Origin of the sequence: Caldimonas mangrovi, from assembly GCF_023721835.1 — a bacterium.
Lineage (GTDB): Bacteria > Pseudomonadota > Gammaproteobacteria > Burkholderiales > Burkholderiaceae_C > Caldimonas > Caldimonas mangrovi.
The window spans coordinates 185,754-202,130 of record NZ_JAMKFE010000001.1; the positions used below are offsets into that span (position 1 = coordinate 185,754).

The window sequence follows — 16,377 nt, forward strand, 5'->3', positions numbered from 1 at the left end:
CATCCCGGCCAGGCACCGCCCGGCAAGCCCATAAAAAGCGCCACCCTCGAGGTGGCGCTCCTGTTGTCACCGTGCCAACAGCTCATGCGTTTCAGGTCGGCGTTCCATGTAGCTGCGCACATAAGGACACTGTGGATCGATCTTCAGGCCATGCGCCTTTGCATGGGCCAGCGCCTGCTTCACCAGCATCCCGGCGATGCCCCGCCCTTGCAGCGCCGCCGGCACCTCGGTGTGTGTCATCTGCATCACACTGTCGGACAGCCTGTATTCGGCCAGGCCGAGGTGCCCGTCCACACGGGCCTCGAAGCGGTGTGCACCCGGGTTGTGTATCACGTCGACGGACTCTTCCATGAGCGATGTAGCGGTAGGAGCAATGCCTCGACTGTAGCGGCGTCCCGACACACCTGCTGGCTGCAGGGGCGCCGCGACCCACTCCCCGCCGGCGCCGTGGCCCTTGCGGGATGCCGCCCCTGCGGGGCAGTGTTCGGCGTACGCTTGTGAGCGGGTTCACCCGCTGCAGAAGGCGGCGGCTGCGACTTCGTCGCGCGGTGCGCTGCAGCAAAGCCGCAGGCGCGCCGTTTGCACTTCGACGGGTGACCGACATGCCAGGAGGTGTTCCATGAGCGAGCTTGTCGCCGGTAGCCGAGACCTTCGTCACCCGTTGCGGTTTCGCACACTGCTGTACCGCTACTGGTTCTTCGCGTGGCTGTTCCGCGACGTCGGGCGCGGCTCGCTGTTCGAGCGCGCGGCGGCATGGCGCCATAACCAGGCGCAGGCCCGCTGGCTGCCGACCTACATGCGGCGCTGGGGCATCGCCGGCGTGGCAGCCTTCGTGCTGGGCGCCGCCGTCGAGCAACTGGGTGGCGCCGCCTTGCTGGCGGCGCTTTTTTTCGTGCCGTCGGCCATCACGGTGCCGGTCAATGCCGTGATCGGCGCGGCCTGGCTCGGCCTGAAGCTGCTGCCCGCGCCTGTGTGACGTGAACCGCCCCTGCGGCCCACAGGCGCGCCCTGCCGGCCGCGCCAGGCCGGAGGTCAGCCTTTCAAGAGGCGGCGCTGCTGGACCGGCAGAGCCTCACGCCTCGGCATCACTCGCACGGCAGGCCGTGCATGGCCGCATGGAGAGCGCCCGCGGTGAACTTCTACGTGTCGAGAGCGCCGAGAAACTGACGCAGTTCCGGCGTGCGCGGGTGGCCGAACAGCTCATCGGGCGCGCCGGCCTCGTGAATGCGGCCGGCGTGCATGAACAGCACGCGGTCGGCCACCTTGCGCGCGAAGTTCATCTCGTGCGTCACCATCAGCAGCGTCATGCCTTCGTCGGCCAGTGACTCCACCACGCGCAGCACGTCTCCCACCAGCTCGGGGTCGAGTGCCGATGTGATCTCGTCGCACAGCAGCACGGCGGGCTCCATCGCCAGCGCGCGCGCGATCGCGACGCGCTGCTGCTGGCCGCCGGAGAGCTGGTCGGGGTAGGCGTCGAACTTTTCGCCCAGGCCGACGCGGGCGAGCAGCCGGCGCGCCTGGTCCTGCGCGGCGTGGGCATCGCGCTGCTTGACCAGCGACGGCGCCAGCATCACGTTGCGGCCGACCGTGAGGTGCGGGAACAGGTTGAAGCTCTGGAAGATCATGCCGACACGCTGTCGCAGGCCGCGCATCGCGCGCGCGTCGCCGTGCAGCAGCGGCTGGCCATCGACCGTGAGTGCACCTTCGTCGAAGCTTTCCAGTCCGTTGACGCAGCGCAGCAGCGTGCTCTTGCCCGACCCGCTCTTGCCGATGATGGCGATCACCTCGCCGGGCTCGACCGCGAGATCAATGCCCTTGAGCACCTCGTGGGTGCCGAAGCGCTTGCGCAGCGAAGCGATCTCGACCAGCGGCCGCGCCGAGGCGCCAGCGACTCCGTCAACGCCTGACATGCAATCTCCTTTCGAGCGTGCGGCTCCAGGCCGACACCGGGTAGCACAGCGCGAAATACATCAGCGCCACGCAGCTGTAGACGGCGAACGGACGGAAGGTGGCGTTGGTGATCATGGTGCCGGCCTTGGTCAGCTCGACGAAGCCGATCACCGACGCGAGCGCCGTGCCCTTGACCACCTGCACCAGGAAGCCCACCGTCGGCGGTATGGCGACGCGCAGCGCCTGCGGCAGGATCACGTGCCGCAATTGCTCGCCGAAGCTCAAGGCCAGGCTTTGCGCCGCCTCCCACTGGCCCTTGGGCACCGCCAGCACGCAGCCGCGCCAGATCTCGGTCAGGAAGGCGCTCGTGTACAGCGTCAATGCGACGCCGGCGGCCGTCCACGCCGACACGTCGACGCCGAACAGTGCGATGCCGAAGTACGCGAGAAACAGCTGCATCAGCAGCGGCGTGCCCTGGAACAGTTGGACGTAGCCCGCCACCAGCGGCTCGGCTCCGCGCAGCTTCGCCAGTCGCGCAACCAGCAACGCCAGCCCGAGCAGCCCGCCGCCCAGGAAGGCGATCAGCGACAGCGCCACCGTCCAGCGTGCGGCCAGCAGCAAGTTGCGCAGGATGTCCCACAGCGTGAACTCGACCATCGCGATTACCGGTGAAAGATGAAGCGGGGGCCGGCCCAGTTGAGCGCACGCCGTAGCGCGATCGCGAGCACCAGATAAAGGCCGGTCGCGACGATGAAGGACTCGAAGCCGCGGAAGCTTCGGCTCTGGATCAGGTTGGCCGCGTACGACAGCTCTTCGGTCGCGATCTGGCCGCACACCGCGGAGCCGAGCATCACGATGACGATCTGGCTGACCAGCGCAGGCCACACCTTCTTGAGTGCGGGCGGCAGCACGACACGCGTGTAGACCTGCCAGCGGTCGAGCGCGAGGCTCATTGCCGCTTCAATCTGTCCGCGCGGCGTGGCCTGCACGCCGGCGCGTACGATCTCGGTGGCATAGGCCCCGAGGTTGATCACCATGGCCAGCACCGAGGCGACCTCGGGCGAGAGTCTGACTCCCAGCGCCGGCAGCCCGAAAAAGATGAAGAAGAGCTGCACGATGAACGGTGTGTTGCGGACCAGCTCGACGTAAGCGCCGACGGCCAGGCGCAGCGGCATTGCGCCGTCGGACCGCGCCCACGCGCATGCGACGCCGAGCAGGGCGCCGAGCGCGGCCGATACTGCGGTCAGCGCCGCCGTGACCGCGACGCCTTGGGCCAGCAGCGGCCACTCGGCGAGCACGACACCGAAATCGAGTTCGACCATCTGCGGCCCTGATCCGGCTTACTGGGGCAGTTCACCGGCCGGGCGACCCAGCCATTTGCGTGCCAGCTTGTCCAGCTCGCCGTCCGTCTTGGCCTGCGCGATGATCTCGTTGACCTTGTTGCGCAACTTGTCTTCGCCCTTGGCGACGCCAATGAAGTTGGGCGAGTCCTTCAGCACGAACTTGTACTCGGCCCCGAGTTGCGGGTTCTTCGAAATCATGTTGCCGGCGACCGAGGCGCCGGTCGCGATCAGCTGTACCTGGCCGGAGACGAAAGCCGAGACCGTCGCGTTGTTGTCCTCGAAGCGCTTGATGTCGGTGCCGGCGGGGGCGATCTTGGTCAGTTCCATGTCCTCGATCGCGCCGCGCGTGACCGAGACCGACTTGCCGGTCAGGTCCGCGACGCCCTTGATGGAGAGCGTCTTGGGGCCGAACACCGCCTGGAAGAAGGGCGAGTAGGCGGCCGTGAAGTCGATCACCTTCTCGCGCTCGGCGTTCTTGCCCAGTGTCGAGATCACGAGGTCGGCCTTGCGCGTCTGCAGGTAGGGGATGCGGTTGGTGCTGGACACCGGCACCAGTTCCACCTTCACGCCGAGCCTGGTCGCGACGTGGCGCGCCATGTCGACGTCCAGGCCCTGGGGTTGCAGGTCGGTGCCGACGAAGCCGTAGGGCGGAAAGTCGGTCGGCACCGCGATGCGGATCTGGCGCGACTTCATCACGTCGTCGAGCGCGGTCTGGGCAATGGCGCCGGCGGCCGCAGCGAGCGCGACGGCACCCAGTGCGAGGGATCGAACGAACTTCATAGCACCTCTCCAAGATAGGTTGAATCGGACGGGTCGTCCGTGCGGGGGCGAGTCTTGCCGCCACCACGGGCAGCAGGGGCGGTGGTGGCATCGCCGGTGCCCTTGGCGACCGGCTGCAGTGCATCGCGCAGCCGGGCCAGAGGGTCTTGCGAGGTGTCGGCGCGCAGGCCGGCTTGCACGTTGTCCAGGTGTGCGGCCATCAGCTGCTCGGCCAGCGCCGCGTCGCCGCGTTCGAGCGCTTCGACGATACGCACGTGCTCCTCGCAGGACTGCTCGGCCTGATGCGACGACTGGTAGAGCATCGCGATCAGCGTGGTGCGTGCAGTGAAGTCGCGCAGCGTCTCTGCCAGCAGGCCGTTGCCGATGCATTCAGCCAGGCAGACGTGGAAATCACCGAGCAGGAAACTGCGCGAGCCGACGTCGTGACCCTTCAGCGCGGCTTTTTCGCGGTTCACGTGGCTCTTCAGCTGCTTCAGTGCCGCGGGGGCGATGCGCGGCAGGTGCCGGATCATGCCGAGTTCCAGCACCCGTCTCGCCTCGAAGGCTTCGCGTGCTTCGTCGAGCGATGGCTCGATGACGTACCAGCCGCGGCGTGCGCTCACCGTGACGATGCCGCGCGCGGCGAGCCGTGTCAGCGCTTCGCGGACCAGCGTGCGGCTGCAGTCGAACAGCATCGCCAGTTGCTGCTCGCCCAGTCGCGTTCCGGGCGCGAGCCGCTGCGCCAGGATGGCTTCGACGATGCGGTTGGCGATGGTGGCGGAGGTGGTCATGGTGCGTTCCCGGACGAGCCGGTACGCAAGGGCCATGCCATCTTGCATACAAGATGGGTGCACCACGCACGTGCGAAACATGGCTGTCGTGCACACGCAATGGGCGTGCATGCTGCGCCGCGCACGGCTTTGTGGCAGGCGCCGGCCGGGCGGGCTTGCAGCCTGCCGTCGTGGTGTATCGGTGCGGAATCCGGTTCACACGGCTTGTATGCAAGCCGTGCGGCTGCTACGGGCGGCTCTTGCCGCGCGGGCGATCGGACGGACGCGGGCCGCGGTCGCGCCTGGGCGGCGGGGGGCTGGCCTCGCGCAGCAGCCGGTCGAGCTGCACCGGATGCATCTTGCGTTGCTCGGCGAACGCCGCGACGCTGAGGCCGCTGGCACGGAAGCTCGACAGCAGTTCGGCGAGGAACTGCTGGCGCTCTTCGCGCTCACGGCGCGCGGTGTCGAGTTGCTCGTCGAGCTGCTGCGGGTCCACGCCCTTGAGCACGCAGAAGTTCTCGCGCGTCAGTGTGGTGCCTTCGAAGTCGCGCAGCAGCCCGGCGCGGAAGTTGCGCTGTGCATGCGCCTGCGCACGCTCGGCCTGCTCCTGCGCGCGACGTTCGTCGTGCCGCTCGCGTCGCTGCGCCAGCGCCTGCAGCGCGATCTGGCGGTGCTCTTCGCTCAGTTCGCCGGCCGGCTGGCCGTCGAGGTCGTAGCGATGGGTTCCGGTGCTGACCGCACGCAGATAGGCATCGCTCATCGTGTAGCGGCGCAGGAAGGCCGACAGCGTCTGCTTCGAAAACGTATCGGGGCTGCGCTCCTGGATATCGGTCTGGATGCGCAGCTTCAAGGGTTTGGGCTTGCCGCCGAACAGCGCCGGAAAGCGCTCCTTCAGCAGCGAGGCGCATTCAGCGACGGTCATGCCGGGGGGCGGGTCGCTCGGGGCGCTGGGGCTCGGTTCGGGATTCATCCGGGATGCGGGATATGAGTGCGGTGCGTATTGTGAGGCCACCCGGGCCGGCGCGCACGGATTCGCTGGAACAGGAGAAGGAGGGCAGGGCAGCGGGAGTCCGCCGCCCTGCCCACCGACGAGGGTGCCTACGCCGCCTTCTTGGCGTCCTTCTTCAGCCACAGCATGGCCGCGAGGGATGCACAGATGACGACACTGCCACCGGCCTGCGCCAGCGCCTCGTGCCACTGCGGCCGTTCGACGAACGAGCCGGCGAGCACGAAGCCGATCGGCGTGGCCAGCACCGCAACGATGCCGTTCACGGCCTGGTTGCCGCTCTGCATGCCGTTGGCGTGCTGCCACGCCCACGAGTAGCCGGCGTAGACCAGCGAACCGAGGACCAGCGCTACCAGCGGCAGCGGTTCGAAGTGGACCTCGATCCGCGCACCGGTGATCGGTCCCGTCGACAGCACCAGCGCGTACAGCGACGTCACGGTCACGCCCAGCCACAGCGTGGCCTTGGTCGTGATCGCGTGGTCAACCGACCGGTCCGCCGGCAGGTCGCGCTTCTCGGCCGCGGTGATCCGTTCCTGCAGGAACGGCACGCATGCCCTCAGCGCCACCACCACCGCCAGCCAGCCGATCCACGGATTCAGCAGGCCGGACGGATCCATCTCGAAGGCGACCAGCACGCCGACGCCGCAGCCGGCGACCGGGAGCAGCAGCAGGAGCTGCTTGCCCACCCGGCGGCGAGGCTTGCTGCGCAGCCGCTTGCCGATCTCGAGCGTGGTCTTGATCGCCGAAGTCACAGCGCCCACCAGCGCCGTCGCCATCGACGCATAGCCGACGGACAGCTTGTCGTTGAGCAAGCCTTCGATCGACACGGCCAGCAGCACGAAAGCTGCCGCGGTCATGCTCGCGCGGGCAACGTACAGAAGTTCGCTGCCTTTGCGCACACGCCAGCCGACGCTGCGCCAGCCGCTGTTGCGCTGGCGCTTGGCCGCGCGGCGCTTCCACGCCAGCACGGAGACGAACACCAGCGCCACCACAGCGAACTGCGGCAGCACCTGCGCCGTCTTCGCGAGCACCGCGGGCCAAAGCCCCGTGCCTGCGAAGATCGACGCACTGATGGCGAGCAGGATGGGTGCCACGGCGCGTGCCACCGTGGCGATGAACGCGAAGAGCGCGCTGGCGAACCAGGTCTCGTCACGCATGGACCATCACCCCTTTCAGAGGGTCTTGTTGTTGGTCGTTGTCGATGGGGACCGTGCGATGGGCCGGACGTGTGGCCGGCACCCTGCTTCTCGACGCTCCTCAAGGGTGAGTCGCGTCTCGAAAGCCGCCTGGGTATAGGCGGCATCGCCCGCTCACAAGGCATGAGACGGGGTTCGAGTGCTCCTTTAGAGGTAGCTGTCGGATGCCACGCTGCTGACACATGCGGGCTTCACCATGCCAGCCGGGGCGACCTGCGCATGCATCGGCCCGCGGTGCTCGCAGGCGGCGGGGCCGCATGCACGCATGCGGCATGCGAAGATCGCTGCTCATGCGCTCGATGCCCCGCCGACCCCATCAAGCCGCTCGCCCACGCAAGGGCGGCATGCGCCGTCGTGCTCAAGCAGGGCATGCCGACCTTGGCGCCGTGGCGGCGTTCGCCCTGCTCTATGCCGTGGCCGTGTTCCAGTGGCAGGTTCCCGGCTGGACGGTGGGGATCTACATCGTGGCCAGTGCGACGGCCCTTTGGCTTTACGCTGCCGACAAGCACGCTGCGATGAGGGGGCGCTGGCGCGTTCCGGAAGCGACCCTGCTGTGGGTCGGCTTGGCGTGTGGTTGGCCCGGCGCCATCATGGCGCAGCGACTGCTGCGCCACAAGACGCGCAAGACATCGTTCCAGGCGGCGTTCGCTGCCACGGTCGCGCTCAATGTCGCGGGGTTCGTGCTGTTGGCCACGCCGGCCGGGCGCAGCGTGCTCGGCTGGTGACGCTGCCCCTCAGAGCGCGCGGGGCTCGGCACGCACCGGCACGAGCCGATTCGCACGGCGCACCGGACGCACGTGGCGCGCCAGTTCGCTCCATGCGGCCAGTGCATCGGCATACAGCGGGTGGTCGTCGAGCAGACGTTGCAGCAGCGCCCTGGCTGCGTGCGGCTCGCCCAACAGCGTGAGCGCACGTGCCAGCCCGAGCCGGGCCCATGGCAGTGCGCGCGACGCCAGCACGGCCTCGTACATCTCGCGCGCAGCGAACGGATCGCCCCGGTCGAGGTGCAACTGTGCGGCCAGCCGCAATGCCTGAACCCAGTAAGGCGCGCGTGTGGCATGACGGCCCCGGCACAAGCGGTCGACCTCGGCGTGGCGGCCCTGCTGCAACGCGGCGATCACGTCAGCCAGCGCATGCTGCCGCTGGCGCGCCTGGGCGAGGCGCTCGCCCAGCGCATGCTCGGTGCACGGAAGCTGCAGGCAGGCGTCGGCCAGTTCCAGCGCCTCGACATGCCGCACGCGCACCGGATCCGGGCAGATCAGCACCACCATTGTGGACGCCGGCAGCAGGCCGGCGGCCCTGAGTGTCGCGAGGTTGCTCGAACGCCCGGCGGACGCTGGTACTTCGGTGCAGACCACGATATCGCGCGGCGCGACTCGCAGCAGCTCCTGCGCTTCTTCGGCCACGGGGCAGGTTTGCACCTGGCCGATGCCCAGGTTGCGCAGCATGGCGGAGACGATGCTGCGCCAGGCGGTATCGCCGTCGATGACCAGGGCTGTTGCATTGCCGATCTCTGCGTCGAGCGCCTGCATGGAAGCTCCTCAACAGTGCCACGGCCCTGGGGCGCCGGGGGAGCACGCACCGCGACGACATGACGCGGCCGGCCCCTGACTTCTGATGCGGGTGCACTACGGGCATGCCGGGCGCACCTGAGCAGGCTCTATGCTCGCCGAGCTTGGTTACAAGCGATACCTGTCGACCTTCGCAGGGCGTCCTGCGGGTGCCTCTCAGGGATGGTCCCAGTTCATGTTTAGTTCATTGTTCGTAATAATTCATTAACCCGCCATACGGCAGGGCGAGAGCGGTAGGAGACCCATGAGATCAAGCGCATGTGCCCGCTGGGTGCAGGGTTCGGTGTTGTCTTTCGCGTTGCTGGCCTCTGTCGCCGCGCCGGCCGGACAGGTGGAGGTGCTGCACTGGTGGACCAGCGGCGGCGAGGCCCGCTCGGTCGCCGAGTTGAAGCGTCTGCTCGCGGCCGATGGCCACACATGGCGGGATTTCGCGGTGGTCGGCGGTGGCGGCGACAGTGCCATCAGCGTGCTGCGCTCGCGCGTGCTGGCCGGCAACCCGCCGGCCGCGGCGCAGATCAAGGGTCCGGCGATCCAGGAGTGGGGCCGCCTGAACGTGCTCGCCAATCTGGACGAGGTGGCCCGGCGGCAACAGTGGGACGCCCAGCTGCCGCGCGTCGTGGCCGAGGTGATGAAGGTCAACGGCCGCTATGCGGCGGTCCCGGTCAATGTGCACCGGGTGAACTGGCTGTGGATCAACCGGCAGGCGTTGCGCAAGGCCGAGGTCCGCGCGCCGACCAACTGGGACGAGTTTTTCGAGGTGGCCGAGAAGATGCGCAAGGCGGGCATCGTGCCGCTCGCGCATGGCGGGCAACCGTGGCAGGAGTTCACCACCTTCGAGGTGGTGGCGCTCGGCGTCGGCGGCGCCGACTTCTATCGCCGCGCCTTCGTGCGGCTCGACCCGCAGGCGCTGCACAGCGACACCATGGCGCAGGTGCTGGCGACCTTTCGGCGCATCAAGGGCTACACCGATGCCGGCGCACCGGGGCGCGACTGGAACGTCGCCACTGCGATGGTGATCCGCGGCGAGGCCGGCATGCAGTTCATGGGCGACTGGGCCAAGGGAGAATTCCTGGCGGCTGGCAAGGCACCGAACAAGGATTTCCTGTGCGTATCGGCACCCGGCACGTCGCGCGCCTTCATCTTCAACGTCGACAGCTTTGCCATGTTCCGGCTCAAGGATGCGCAGGCGACGCAGGCGCAGCATGCGCTGGCCGCGACGATCATGAGCCGCGAGTTCCAGGAGGCGTTCAACCTCAACAAGGGGTCGATCCCGGTGGGCACCGGCGTCGACATGGGTCGCTTCGACCTGTGTGCGCAGGAGTCCAGCGCGTACTTCGTCGCGTCGAACATGGTCAACGCGCTGGTGCCGTCGGTGGCGCACAAGATGGTGCAACCGGATGCGGTGGAAGCCGCGTTGCGCGAGGCGGTCGCCGCATACTGGAACAACGATCGCATGAGCGCCGAGCAGGCCATGCAGCGATTTGCCGCCGTGGCACGGCCCAGATGAAACGGCCGCGCACGACGCGCGGCCGTCGTTCTGGCAAGCGCTATTGCATCGAGACGACCGGCACCAGCCGGCCCTGCTCGAAGTTGTAGACCGTCACCGGCGACGACTTCAGGTCGTGCTTGTCGTCGAACGCATAGGTGGCCGCGACTCCCTGGTAGCTGCCCTTGGCGATCACCGGTGCCACTTTGGCGGGGTCGGCCGAGCCTGCCTGACGGACCGCGTCGGCGATCAGGTGCGTCGCGTCGTAGAACGCCACGGCATAGGTCAGCGGTTCGCGCTTGTAGGCCTTGCGGTACTTCTCGACGAAGGTCTGTCCGCGGGCGTCCTTGCTCAGCAGTGCGCCACCTTGCGTGCAGAAGACGTTCTGCGCCGCACCGGCGGACAGCTTGGCGGTTTCGAGCGAGCAGATGCCGTCGCCGCCGAGGAACGGCGCCTTGATGCCCAGCGAGCGCATCTGCCGCAGCATCGGACCCGCTTGTGCGGAATAGCCGCCGAAGAACAGGGCGTCCGGCGTCTTGGCCTTGATGGACGTCAGTGCCGCGGTGAAGTCGGTGGCCTTGTCCGAGGTGTATTCCTGCGCCACGACGGCAAGGCCGTGGGCCTTGGCTTCTTTCGCGAACTCGTTCGCCACGCCCTGCCCGTAGGCGGTGCGGTCGTCGATGATCGCGACCCGCTTCGCCTTCATCTGCTGCGCTGCATAACGCGCCATCATCGTGCCCAGCTGGGTGTCGCTGGCGCCCACGCGGAACAGGCGCGAATGCCCTTGCGTCGTGACCTTGGGGTTGGACGCCACCGTCGCGACCACCATGCCTGCTTCGTGGTACACGCGGGAGGCCGGCATCGTCACGCCGGAGTTGTAGGGCCCCACGATGAACTTCACGCCGCTGTCGGCAAGCTTCTGGGCCACGAGCACGCCTTGCCGCGGATCAGCGGTGTCGTCCTCGTACACCAGCTCGAACTTCACCGTCTTGCCGTTCAGTGTGACGGGCCGGGCGTTCAACTCCTCGATGGCCAAGCGGGCACCGTCGAGATTGTCCTGGCCATAGGCCGCCTGGGGACCCGACAGTGGGCTGCTCAGTCCGATCCGTACCACGTCCTGGGCCTGTGCGCCCCCGGCAAGCACCGCGGCAGCGGCCGCTGCAAGCACGGCAGGGACCACGCGGGCCCGCCATTTCCTGTCTGACATATCGTTCTCCATCCTTGTTAGAAGCTGCATGCCGCTAAGGGCGCGCGGGCGGGTGGTGCGGCCCGGGGTTCGGTCGCTGCCACGCGGCAATGCGGTCGCGGCGCGCCTGCCGTGAATTCTGTCGAAGGTCGGAAGACGATTTCTCTATTTTCTGGCGCTTTCTGACACTATCTGTCGACTGATATCTCCGCTCGCGGAGGTTGTGCCGGCGACAAGTCGTTGCTGCGAAAGAAAAAGCCGCGCGCTGCGCGGCTTCCTGGTGCCGGGGACGAGGCGCTCTTATTTCTGCGCCAGCTCGCGCAGTGTGACCTGCCGCACCTTGCCGTTCTCGACCACGCCGACATAGGTGTTGGCAAGCGAGCCGCCTTTCTCGTCGACGCCCTCGAGGTCGTTGGGGTTGTACTTGCCAGGCAGCGTCTTGAACGCCTCGTTCATCTTGGCGCGGATCGCGGTGGCGTCGGTCACGTTGCCTGCCAGCTTCATCGCCTGCGCCGCGGCGTGCACGGCGGTGTAGTTCAGCGACACCTCGGAGCTGGGGTCGCGGCCCGGGTTGGCCTTGCGGAAACGCTCGACGAAGGCCTTGGGGTCGGGGCGCGTGTCCTCCACCAGCGGCAGCACCCCGATCGAGCCCTCCAGCGGCGCGTAGCCACCGGTCACCTTCGCGATCTCGTCCATCTTGGCCTGGTCGATGATGACGAATCCGCCCTTGAAGCCGAGTTCACGCGCCTGCTTGACGACCAGGCCGGTCGGCTCGGAGGCACCGCCGATGAACATCACCTCGGGCTTGCTGGCCATCACGCGGCTGACACCGCTGTAGAAGTCGGTCGACTTGTTGTAGGACATCGGGTTTTCGGCCACGACCTTGCCGCCGGCAGCTTCCCATGCCGGCTTGAAGGCGGCCGTCCAGGCCTTCGCGTAATCGTGGTCGGCGTTCGCGATGGCCAGCGACTTGCCGTACTTGGCCATCGCGTGGTTGATGAAGGGTTGCACGTAGCCGGTGAACTCGGGCGGGATGCGGATCGTCATCTTGTTGCCGCGCGCGGTGATCTGCGGCACGCTGGTGTACGACAGCAGCATGAAGTTGGAGCGCTCGTTGAAGGCCTGCAGCGCGAAGCTGCCGCCCGAGTGCGGCACCAGAATCGCCGGCGTCTTGTGCTCCTGCACCAGGCGTTGCGCGTTGATGGCGGATTCGCTCGGGTTGTACTTGTCGTCCAGCGCGACGATCTCGAGCTTGTACTTCTTGCCGCCGACCTCGAAGCCGGCCGCGTTGATCTCGTCCACGGCCATCTGCATGCCGGTCAGCACGTTCTTGCCGTACAGCGCGGCGCCGCCGCTCAAAGGACCGGAATAGCCGATCTTGACGACGTCCTGCGCGAGCGCGCCGGTGGCCGCAAGGCCGAAGGCGAGGGCGGCGGCCAGCGGCCGGAGCGAGAACTTGGATGCCATGGTGACAGTCTCCTTCGTATGGAAAGCGGTAAGGGGCGACATGTGCGCGGTGTTCACGCGCCGATGTAGGCGCGTCGCACGGCGTCGTTGTTGAGTAGCTCGTTGCGGCTGCCTTCCATCACGATGCGGCCGCTCTCGATCACGTAGGCGCGGCTTGCGATCTGCAGCGCCGCATACGCGTTCTGTTCGGCCAGCAGCACGGTGGTGCCGGCCCGGTTGATCTTCTGGATCACCTCGAACACCTGCTTGACGACCAGCGGCGCCAGGCCCAGCGATGGCTCGTCGAGCAGCAGCGCCTTGGGCCGGCCCATCAGCGCACGGCCGATCGCGACCATCTGCTGCTGCCCGCCGCTGAGCGAGCCGGCGGCGTCGTCCTTCTTCTCGTGCAGGATGGGGAAGAGCGAGAACACTTCTTCCAGCGTGCGCGCGATGCCCTTCTTGTCGCGCCGGTGCACGTAGGCTCCGAGCAGCAGGTTCTTCAACACCGACATGCCGGGGAACAGCTTGCGGCCCTCCGGACAGTGCACCACGCCCTGCTCGACGATGCGCGACGGCTTCTGCCCGGTGAGCTCTTTGTCGCCGAAGCGGATGCGGCCGCCGGCAGCCTTGTTCAGCCCGCTCACGGTGAGAAAGATCGAGCTCTTGCCGGCGCCGTTGGCCCCGAGCAGCACCACCAGCTCGCCTTCGTTGGCGTGCAGGCTGACGCTGTTGAGCGCCCGGAAGCTGCCGTAGTTGAGCGAGACGTCCTCAAGCCGCAGCATGCTCGCTCCCCAGGTAGGCCTCGATCACGTGCGGGTTGGCGCGGATCTCGGCCGGCGTGCCTTCGGCGATCTTCTCGCCGTAGTTGAGCACCATGATCTTGTCGGCCAGGTTCATGATCATGTCCATCTTGTGTTCGATCAGGCAGACGGTCAGGCCGTTGCCGACCATCTTGCGGATCAGCGCCGCGAGGCCGACCGTCTCTTCGGGGTTGACGCCGCCGGCCGGCTCGTCGAGCAGCACCACGCTCGGGCCGGTGGTGAGCGCCAATGCGAAGGCGACGCGCTTGCGCTCCTCCTGGGAGATGTCGGCCGCGACGCGGTTCGCCACATGGCTCAGGCCGACAAAGTCGAGGGCCTGCTCGGCCTTCTCGCGGCAGGCGCGTTCCTCTTCGCGCAACCGCTTGGTGCGGGCGAGCACGTCCCACAGGCCGGAACGCGTGCGCAGCCGGTGCCCGACGATCAGGTTGTCGAGCACCGTCGCGCGATCGAACAGGGCGGTCGTCTGGAAGGTGCGCGAGATGCCGAGCTGCGCCATGCGGTCGGCACCGGCTCGCGTGACGTCCTGGCCTTTGAAGGTGATGCGGCCGTCGCTGGGCAGGTGCACGCCGCTGATCAGGTTGAAGAAGGTGGTCTTGCCGGCCCCGTTCGGGCCGATGATCGCGTTGATTTTGCCGGTCTCGATGGTGACCGACACGTCGCGCACGGCCGTCAGGCCGCCGAAGCGCTTGGTGAGTTTTTCGATCTCAAGCATGGCTGCCCTCCTGGGCGGCGACCGGCTTGGGCGGAGGCGGGGTGGCGGCCGGGGTTCGGCGTGCGGCGTGGCGGGCGCGCCATTGCAGCCAGGTGCCGACGATGCCGTGCGGCACGAAGATCACCAGCAGGATCAGGATCGGTCCGAACACCACGAAGCGGTACTCCTGCAGGAACTGCAGGTATTGCGTGAGCCACGGCATGATCAGCGAGCCGAGCAGCGGCCCGAGCAGCGTGCCGATGCCGCCGACCAGCATGTACATCGTCATGTCGAAGGTGTGCTCCACCGCGGCGACCCCGGGGCCCAGGAAGCGCACGAAGCCGGCGTACAGACCCCCCGCCATGCCGGCATAGAACACCGACAACATGAAGGCCAGCACCTTGTTGCGCATCAGGTTGATGCCCAGCGACTCGGCCAGCTCCTCGCTGTTGCGGATGGCCTCGAAAGTGCGGCCCAGCAGCGAGTGCACGATGCGGTGCATGGCCCACATGCCGACCACCAGGAAAAACAGCACCAGGTAGTACAGCGAGCGCGGCGACTCGAACTCCAGCGGGCCGATGGGCGACGGCGCGGGGATGCCGATGATGCCGACCGTGCCGTGCGTCAGGTTTTCCCATTTCTCGATGACGAGGTACATGATGTAGCCGACGCACAGCGTGAAGATCGAGAAGTAGTGGCCCTTGAGCCGCAGCGAGACGATCCCGATGAAGAATCCCAGCACGGCCGCGACGACGCCCGAGAGCGCGAATGCGACCCAGAACGGCACGCTGTGGTCGACCGTCAGGATGCCTACCGTATAGGCCCCCACCGCCATGAAGCCGGCATGTGCCAGGTTGAACTGGCCGGTGTAGCCGGTGATCAGGTTCAACCCCACGGTCGCGAGCGCGAAGATGTAGGCGGTCGACATCACCGTGAGGTGGTAGTCGTTGCCCGCCACGAACGGAAACAGCAGGGCCAGCAGCAGCAACAGGCTCCAGCCGAGCTTGCCTTCGAAGAGCTTCATGCTCAGCGCACTCCCTTGGTGAACAGTCCCTGCGGACGGAATGACAGGATCACCACCAGCATCGCGAAGGCGATGATGTCCTTGTAGTCGGGCGAGAGGTAGAAGGCGCCGAAGCTCTCGGCGAAGCCGATGATCAGCCCGCCGACGATGGCGCCCGGCACGCTGCCCATGCCCCCGAGGATGATGATCACGAAGGCTTTCGTGATCACCAGGTGGCCCATCGCCGGGTAGATCAGATTGATCGGCGCATACAGTGCCGCGGCCACGGCGGCCAGCGCACCCGAGATCGCGAAGGTCAGCATGGCGACCTTGTTCGCGTCGATGCCGACCAGCGCCGCGCCTGCGCGGTCCTGCGCCATGGCAATGATGGTGGCGCCGGTGACCGTCTTTTTCAGGAACAGGTGCAACGCCACCATCAACCCGAAGGCCGCTGCGATGATCAGCAGGCGCTGCATGGGCGCGATGAGGCCGGCGAACTCCACCACGTTGCCGTACGGCGTGTCCATGCGGTGGAAGTCGGCGCCCCACAGGGCCTGCGCGCCCGCCTCCAGGAACAGCAGCAGGCCGATGGCCGCGATCATGTGGTGCAGGCCCGGTGCGTGGCGCAGTGGGTGGAACACCAACCGCTCGGCCAGCACGGCGATCAGGGCGACCACCACCGCCGCGCCGGCCATTGCGGCCCAGTAGTTGAAGCCTTGCGCGCTGATCAGATAGAAGGCTGCATAGGCGCCCGCCATGTAGAACGCGCCATGGGCGAAATTCGGCACGTGCAGGATGCCGTAGACCAAGGTCAGGCCGAGCGCGACCAGACTGTAAATACCCCCCAGCGTGAGGCCGTTCAATACCTGCTGGAAAAACAGCTCCAAAAACATCTCCTTGATTTATTCGCACACAGGCGCAGCAACACCCCGCGCGCAGCCGACGGCGGCACGAAGAAAATCGAATGGCATCGAAGCAAAAGGGTCCGGTCCGGCGACTTTGTCACGCGCTCCGAGGAGCGTCAATCCATCTTTGGTTGGTCAGTTCTGCACAAAGGAACTGGAGGCCTGGGATTTCTACGGATATCGGAATCAGGGCCCTGTGAATTCCACGCTGCAGCTCGATGATGTTCAGCGTGGTCGGGACGAGAAGCGTTTGTCGCAACCTGTTTCGATATTCGATTTGAAACGGACGGCACCCGCAGAAAAT

18 protein-coding genes are annotated in these 16,377 nt (G+C 67.1%); 3 read left to right on the forward strand and 15 right to left on the reverse strand.

The window, feature by feature from the left end; all coding sequences use genetic code 11:
* Nucleotides 1-66 precede the first annotated feature (66 nt).
* Nucleotides 67-351: a GNAT family N-acetyltransferase gene (locus tag M8A51_RS00855; protein ID WP_251776197.1), complete on the reverse strand. Its 285-nt coding sequence runs from the start codon at nt 349-351 to the stop codon at nt 67-69.
* Between the two features lie 268 nt (nt 352-619).
* Between M8A51_RS00855 and M8A51_RS00860 the strand changes: the two genes are divergently transcribed.
* Nucleotides 620-976: a hypothetical protein gene (locus tag M8A51_RS00860; RefSeq protein ID WP_251776198.1), complete on the forward strand. Its 357-nt coding sequence runs from the start codon at nt 620-622 to the stop codon at nt 974-976.
* Between the two features lie 163 nt (nt 977-1,139).
* Here M8A51_RS00860 and M8A51_RS00865 read toward each other — a convergent pair whose 3' ends face one another.
* The 7 genes from M8A51_RS00865 to M8A51_RS00895 all read right to left on the reverse strand — a co-directional run bounded on the left by M8A51_RS00865 (nt 1,140) and on the right by M8A51_RS00895 (nt 6,925).
* Nucleotides 1,140-1,910 carry an amino acid ABC transporter ATP-binding protein gene (locus M8A51_RS00865; RefSeq protein ID WP_251776199.1) on the reverse strand — a complete coding sequence of 257 codons (771 nt, stop codon included), beginning with the start codon at nt 1,908-1,910 and terminating at the stop codon, nt 1,140-1,142.
* Nucleotides 1,897-2,547, reverse strand: a complete 651-nt coding sequence (locus M8A51_RS00870; RefSeq protein ID WP_251776200.1) for an amino acid ABC transporter permease — start codon at nt 2,545-2,547, stop codon at nt 1,897-1,899. Before M8A51_RS00870 ends, M8A51_RS00865 begins: the two co-directional genes overlap by 14 nt.
* Before the next feature lie 5 nt (nt 2,548-2,552).
* Nucleotides 2,553-3,212 (reverse strand): amino acid ABC transporter permease, encoded by a 660-nt coding sequence (locus tag M8A51_RS00875; RefSeq protein WP_251776201.1) that lies wholly within the window; start codon nt 3,210-3,212, stop codon nt 2,553-2,555.
* 18 nt (nt 3,213-3,230) lie between these two features.
* Nucleotides 3,231-4,013, reverse strand: coding sequence for a transporter substrate-binding domain-containing protein (locus tag M8A51_RS00880; protein WP_251776202.1), 783 nt, complete (start codon nt 4,011-4,013; stop codon nt 3,231-3,233).
* Nucleotides 4,010-4,783 (reverse strand): GntR family transcriptional regulator, encoded by a 774-nt coding sequence (locus tag M8A51_RS00885; protein WP_251776203.1) that lies wholly within the window; start codon nt 4,781-4,783, stop codon nt 4,010-4,012. The genes M8A51_RS00880 and M8A51_RS00885 overlap by 4 nt, the downstream gene beginning before the upstream one ends.
* A gap of 226 nt (nt 4,784-5,009) precedes the next feature.
* Nucleotides 5,010-5,732: a ProQ/FINO family protein gene (locus tag M8A51_RS00890; protein WP_251776204.1), complete on the reverse strand. Its 723-nt coding sequence runs from the start codon at nt 5,730-5,732 to the stop codon at nt 5,010-5,012.
* A 128-nt stretch (nt 5,733-5,860) separates the two neighbouring features.
* On the reverse strand, nt 5,861-6,925 hold the full coding sequence (locus M8A51_RS00895) for a hypothetical protein (RefSeq protein WP_251776205.1): 1,065 nt from the start codon (nt 6,923-6,925) through the stop codon (nt 5,861-5,863).
* A gap of 383 nt (nt 6,926-7,308) precedes the next feature.
* Between M8A51_RS00895 and M8A51_RS00900 the strand changes: the two genes are divergently transcribed.
* The gene (locus M8A51_RS00900; protein ID WP_251776207.1) at nt 7,309-7,689 is read left to right on the forward strand and encodes a DUF1294 domain-containing protein; all 381 of its coding nucleotides are present in this window, start codon (nt 7,309-7,311) and stop codon (nt 7,687-7,689) included.
* A 9-nt stretch (nt 7,690-7,698) separates the two neighbouring features.
* On the opposite strand, the gene M8A51_RS00905 is transcribed toward M8A51_RS00900, so the two are convergent.
* Nucleotides 7,699-8,496, reverse strand: coding sequence for a tetratricopeptide repeat protein (locus M8A51_RS00905; protein ID WP_251776208.1), 798 nt, complete (start codon nt 8,494-8,496; stop codon nt 7,699-7,701).
* A 283-nt stretch (nt 8,497-8,779) separates the two neighbouring features.
* Between M8A51_RS00905 and M8A51_RS00910 the strand changes: the two genes are divergently transcribed.
* The gene (locus M8A51_RS00910; protein ID WP_251776209.1) at nt 8,780-10,042 is read left to right on the forward strand and encodes an ABC transporter substrate-binding protein; all 1,263 of its coding nucleotides are present in this window, start codon (nt 8,780-8,782) and stop codon (nt 10,040-10,042) included.
* Between the two features lie 40 nt (nt 10,043-10,082).
* On the opposite strand, the gene M8A51_RS00915 is transcribed toward M8A51_RS00910, so the two are convergent.
* From M8A51_RS00915 to M8A51_RS00940, 6 genes are all read right to left on the reverse strand, one after another.
* A complete protein-coding gene (locus tag M8A51_RS00915; protein ID WP_251776210.1) occupies nt 10,083-11,228 on the reverse strand; it encodes a branched-chain amino acid ABC transporter substrate-binding protein in 1,146 nt (381 codons plus the stop codon).
* 279 nt (nt 11,229-11,507) lie between these two features.
* Complete coding sequence (locus M8A51_RS00920) at nt 11,508-12,674, reverse strand: ABC transporter substrate-binding protein (RefSeq protein ID WP_251776211.1); 1,167 nt, start codon at nt 12,672-12,674, stop codon at nt 11,508-11,510.
* 53 nt (nt 12,675-12,727) lie between these two features.
* Nucleotides 12,728-13,435, reverse strand: coding sequence for an ABC transporter ATP-binding protein (locus M8A51_RS00925; protein ID WP_251776212.1), 708 nt, complete (start codon nt 13,433-13,435; stop codon nt 12,728-12,730).
* Nucleotides 13,422-14,186 (reverse strand): ABC transporter ATP-binding protein, encoded by a 765-nt coding sequence (locus tag M8A51_RS00930; RefSeq protein WP_251776214.1) that lies wholly within the window; start codon nt 14,184-14,186, stop codon nt 13,422-13,424. Before M8A51_RS00930 ends, M8A51_RS00925 begins: the two co-directional genes overlap by 14 nt.
* Nucleotides 14,179-15,189, reverse strand: a complete 1,011-nt coding sequence (locus M8A51_RS00935; protein ID WP_251776215.1) for a branched-chain amino acid ABC transporter permease — start codon at nt 15,187-15,189, stop codon at nt 14,179-14,181. The genes M8A51_RS00930 and M8A51_RS00935 overlap by 8 nt, the downstream gene beginning before the upstream one ends.
* A gap of 2 nt (nt 15,190-15,191) precedes the next feature.
* Complete coding sequence (locus tag M8A51_RS00940; RefSeq protein ID WP_251776216.1) at nt 15,192-16,055, reverse strand: branched-chain amino acid ABC transporter permease; 864 nt, start codon at nt 16,053-16,055, stop codon at nt 15,192-15,194.
* Nucleotides 16,056-16,377 lie beyond the last annotated feature (322 nt).

Excerpts from the sequence above, each read along its gene's own strand:
- M8A51_RS00855 (WP_251776197.1), bottom strand. The coding sequence starts at position 351 with ATGGAAGAGTCCGTCGACGTGATACACAACCCGGGTGCACACCGCTTC.
- M8A51_RS00860 (WP_251776198.1), top strand. The coding sequence starts at position 620 with ATGAGCGAGCTTGTCGCCGGTAGCCGAGACCTTCGTCACCCGTTGCGG.
- M8A51_RS00865 (WP_251776199.1), bottom strand. The coding sequence starts at position 1,910 with ATGTCAGGCGTTGACGGAGTCGCTGGCGCCTCGGCGCGGCCGCTGGTC.
- M8A51_RS00870 (WP_251776200.1), bottom strand. The coding sequence starts at position 2,547 with ATGGTCGAGTTCACGCTGTGGGACATCCTGCGCAACTTGCTGCTGGCC.
- M8A51_RS00875 (WP_251776201.1), bottom strand. The coding sequence starts at position 3,212 with ATGGTCGAACTCGATTTCGGTGTCGTGCTCGCCGAGTGGCCGCTGCTG.
- M8A51_RS00880 (WP_251776202.1), bottom strand. The coding sequence starts at position 4,013 with ATGAAGTTCGTTCGATCCCTCGCACTGGGTGCCGTCGCGCTCGCTGCG.
- M8A51_RS00885 (WP_251776203.1), bottom strand. The coding sequence starts at position 4,783 with ATGACCACCTCCGCCACCATCGCCAACCGCATCGTCGAAGCCATCCTG.
- M8A51_RS00890 (WP_251776204.1), bottom strand. The coding sequence starts at position 5,732 with ATGAATCCCGAACCGAGCCCCAGCGCCCCGAGCGACCCGCCCCCCGGC.
- M8A51_RS00895 (WP_251776205.1), bottom strand. The coding sequence starts at position 6,925 with ATGCGTGACGAGACCTGGTTCGCCAGCGCGCTCTTCGCGTTCATCGCC.
- M8A51_RS00900 (WP_251776207.1), top strand. The coding sequence starts at position 7,309 with ATGCGCCGTCGTGCTCAAGCAGGGCATGCCGACCTTGGCGCCGTGGCG.
- M8A51_RS00905 (WP_251776208.1), bottom strand. The coding sequence starts at position 8,496 with ATGCAGGCGCTCGACGCAGAGATCGGCAATGCAACAGCCCTGGTCATC.
- M8A51_RS00910 (WP_251776209.1), top strand. The coding sequence starts at position 8,780 with ATGAGATCAAGCGCATGTGCCCGCTGGGTGCAGGGTTCGGTGTTGTCT.
- M8A51_RS00915 (WP_251776210.1), bottom strand. The coding sequence starts at position 11,228 with ATGTCAGACAGGAAATGGCGGGCCCGCGTGGTCCCTGCCGTGCTTGCA.
- M8A51_RS00920 (WP_251776211.1), bottom strand. The coding sequence starts at position 12,674 with ATGGCATCCAAGTTCTCGCTCCGGCCGCTGGCCGCCGCCCTCGCCTTC.
- M8A51_RS00925 (WP_251776212.1), bottom strand. The coding sequence starts at position 13,435 with ATGCTGCGGCTTGAGGACGTCTCGCTCAACTACGGCAGCTTCCGGGCG.
- M8A51_RS00930 (WP_251776214.1), bottom strand. The coding sequence starts at position 14,186 with ATGCTTGAGATCGAAAAACTCACCAAGCGCTTCGGCGGCCTGACGGCC.
- M8A51_RS00935 (WP_251776215.1), bottom strand. The coding sequence starts at position 15,189 with ATGAAGCTCTTCGAAGGCAAGCTCGGCTGGAGCCTGTTGCTGCTGCTG.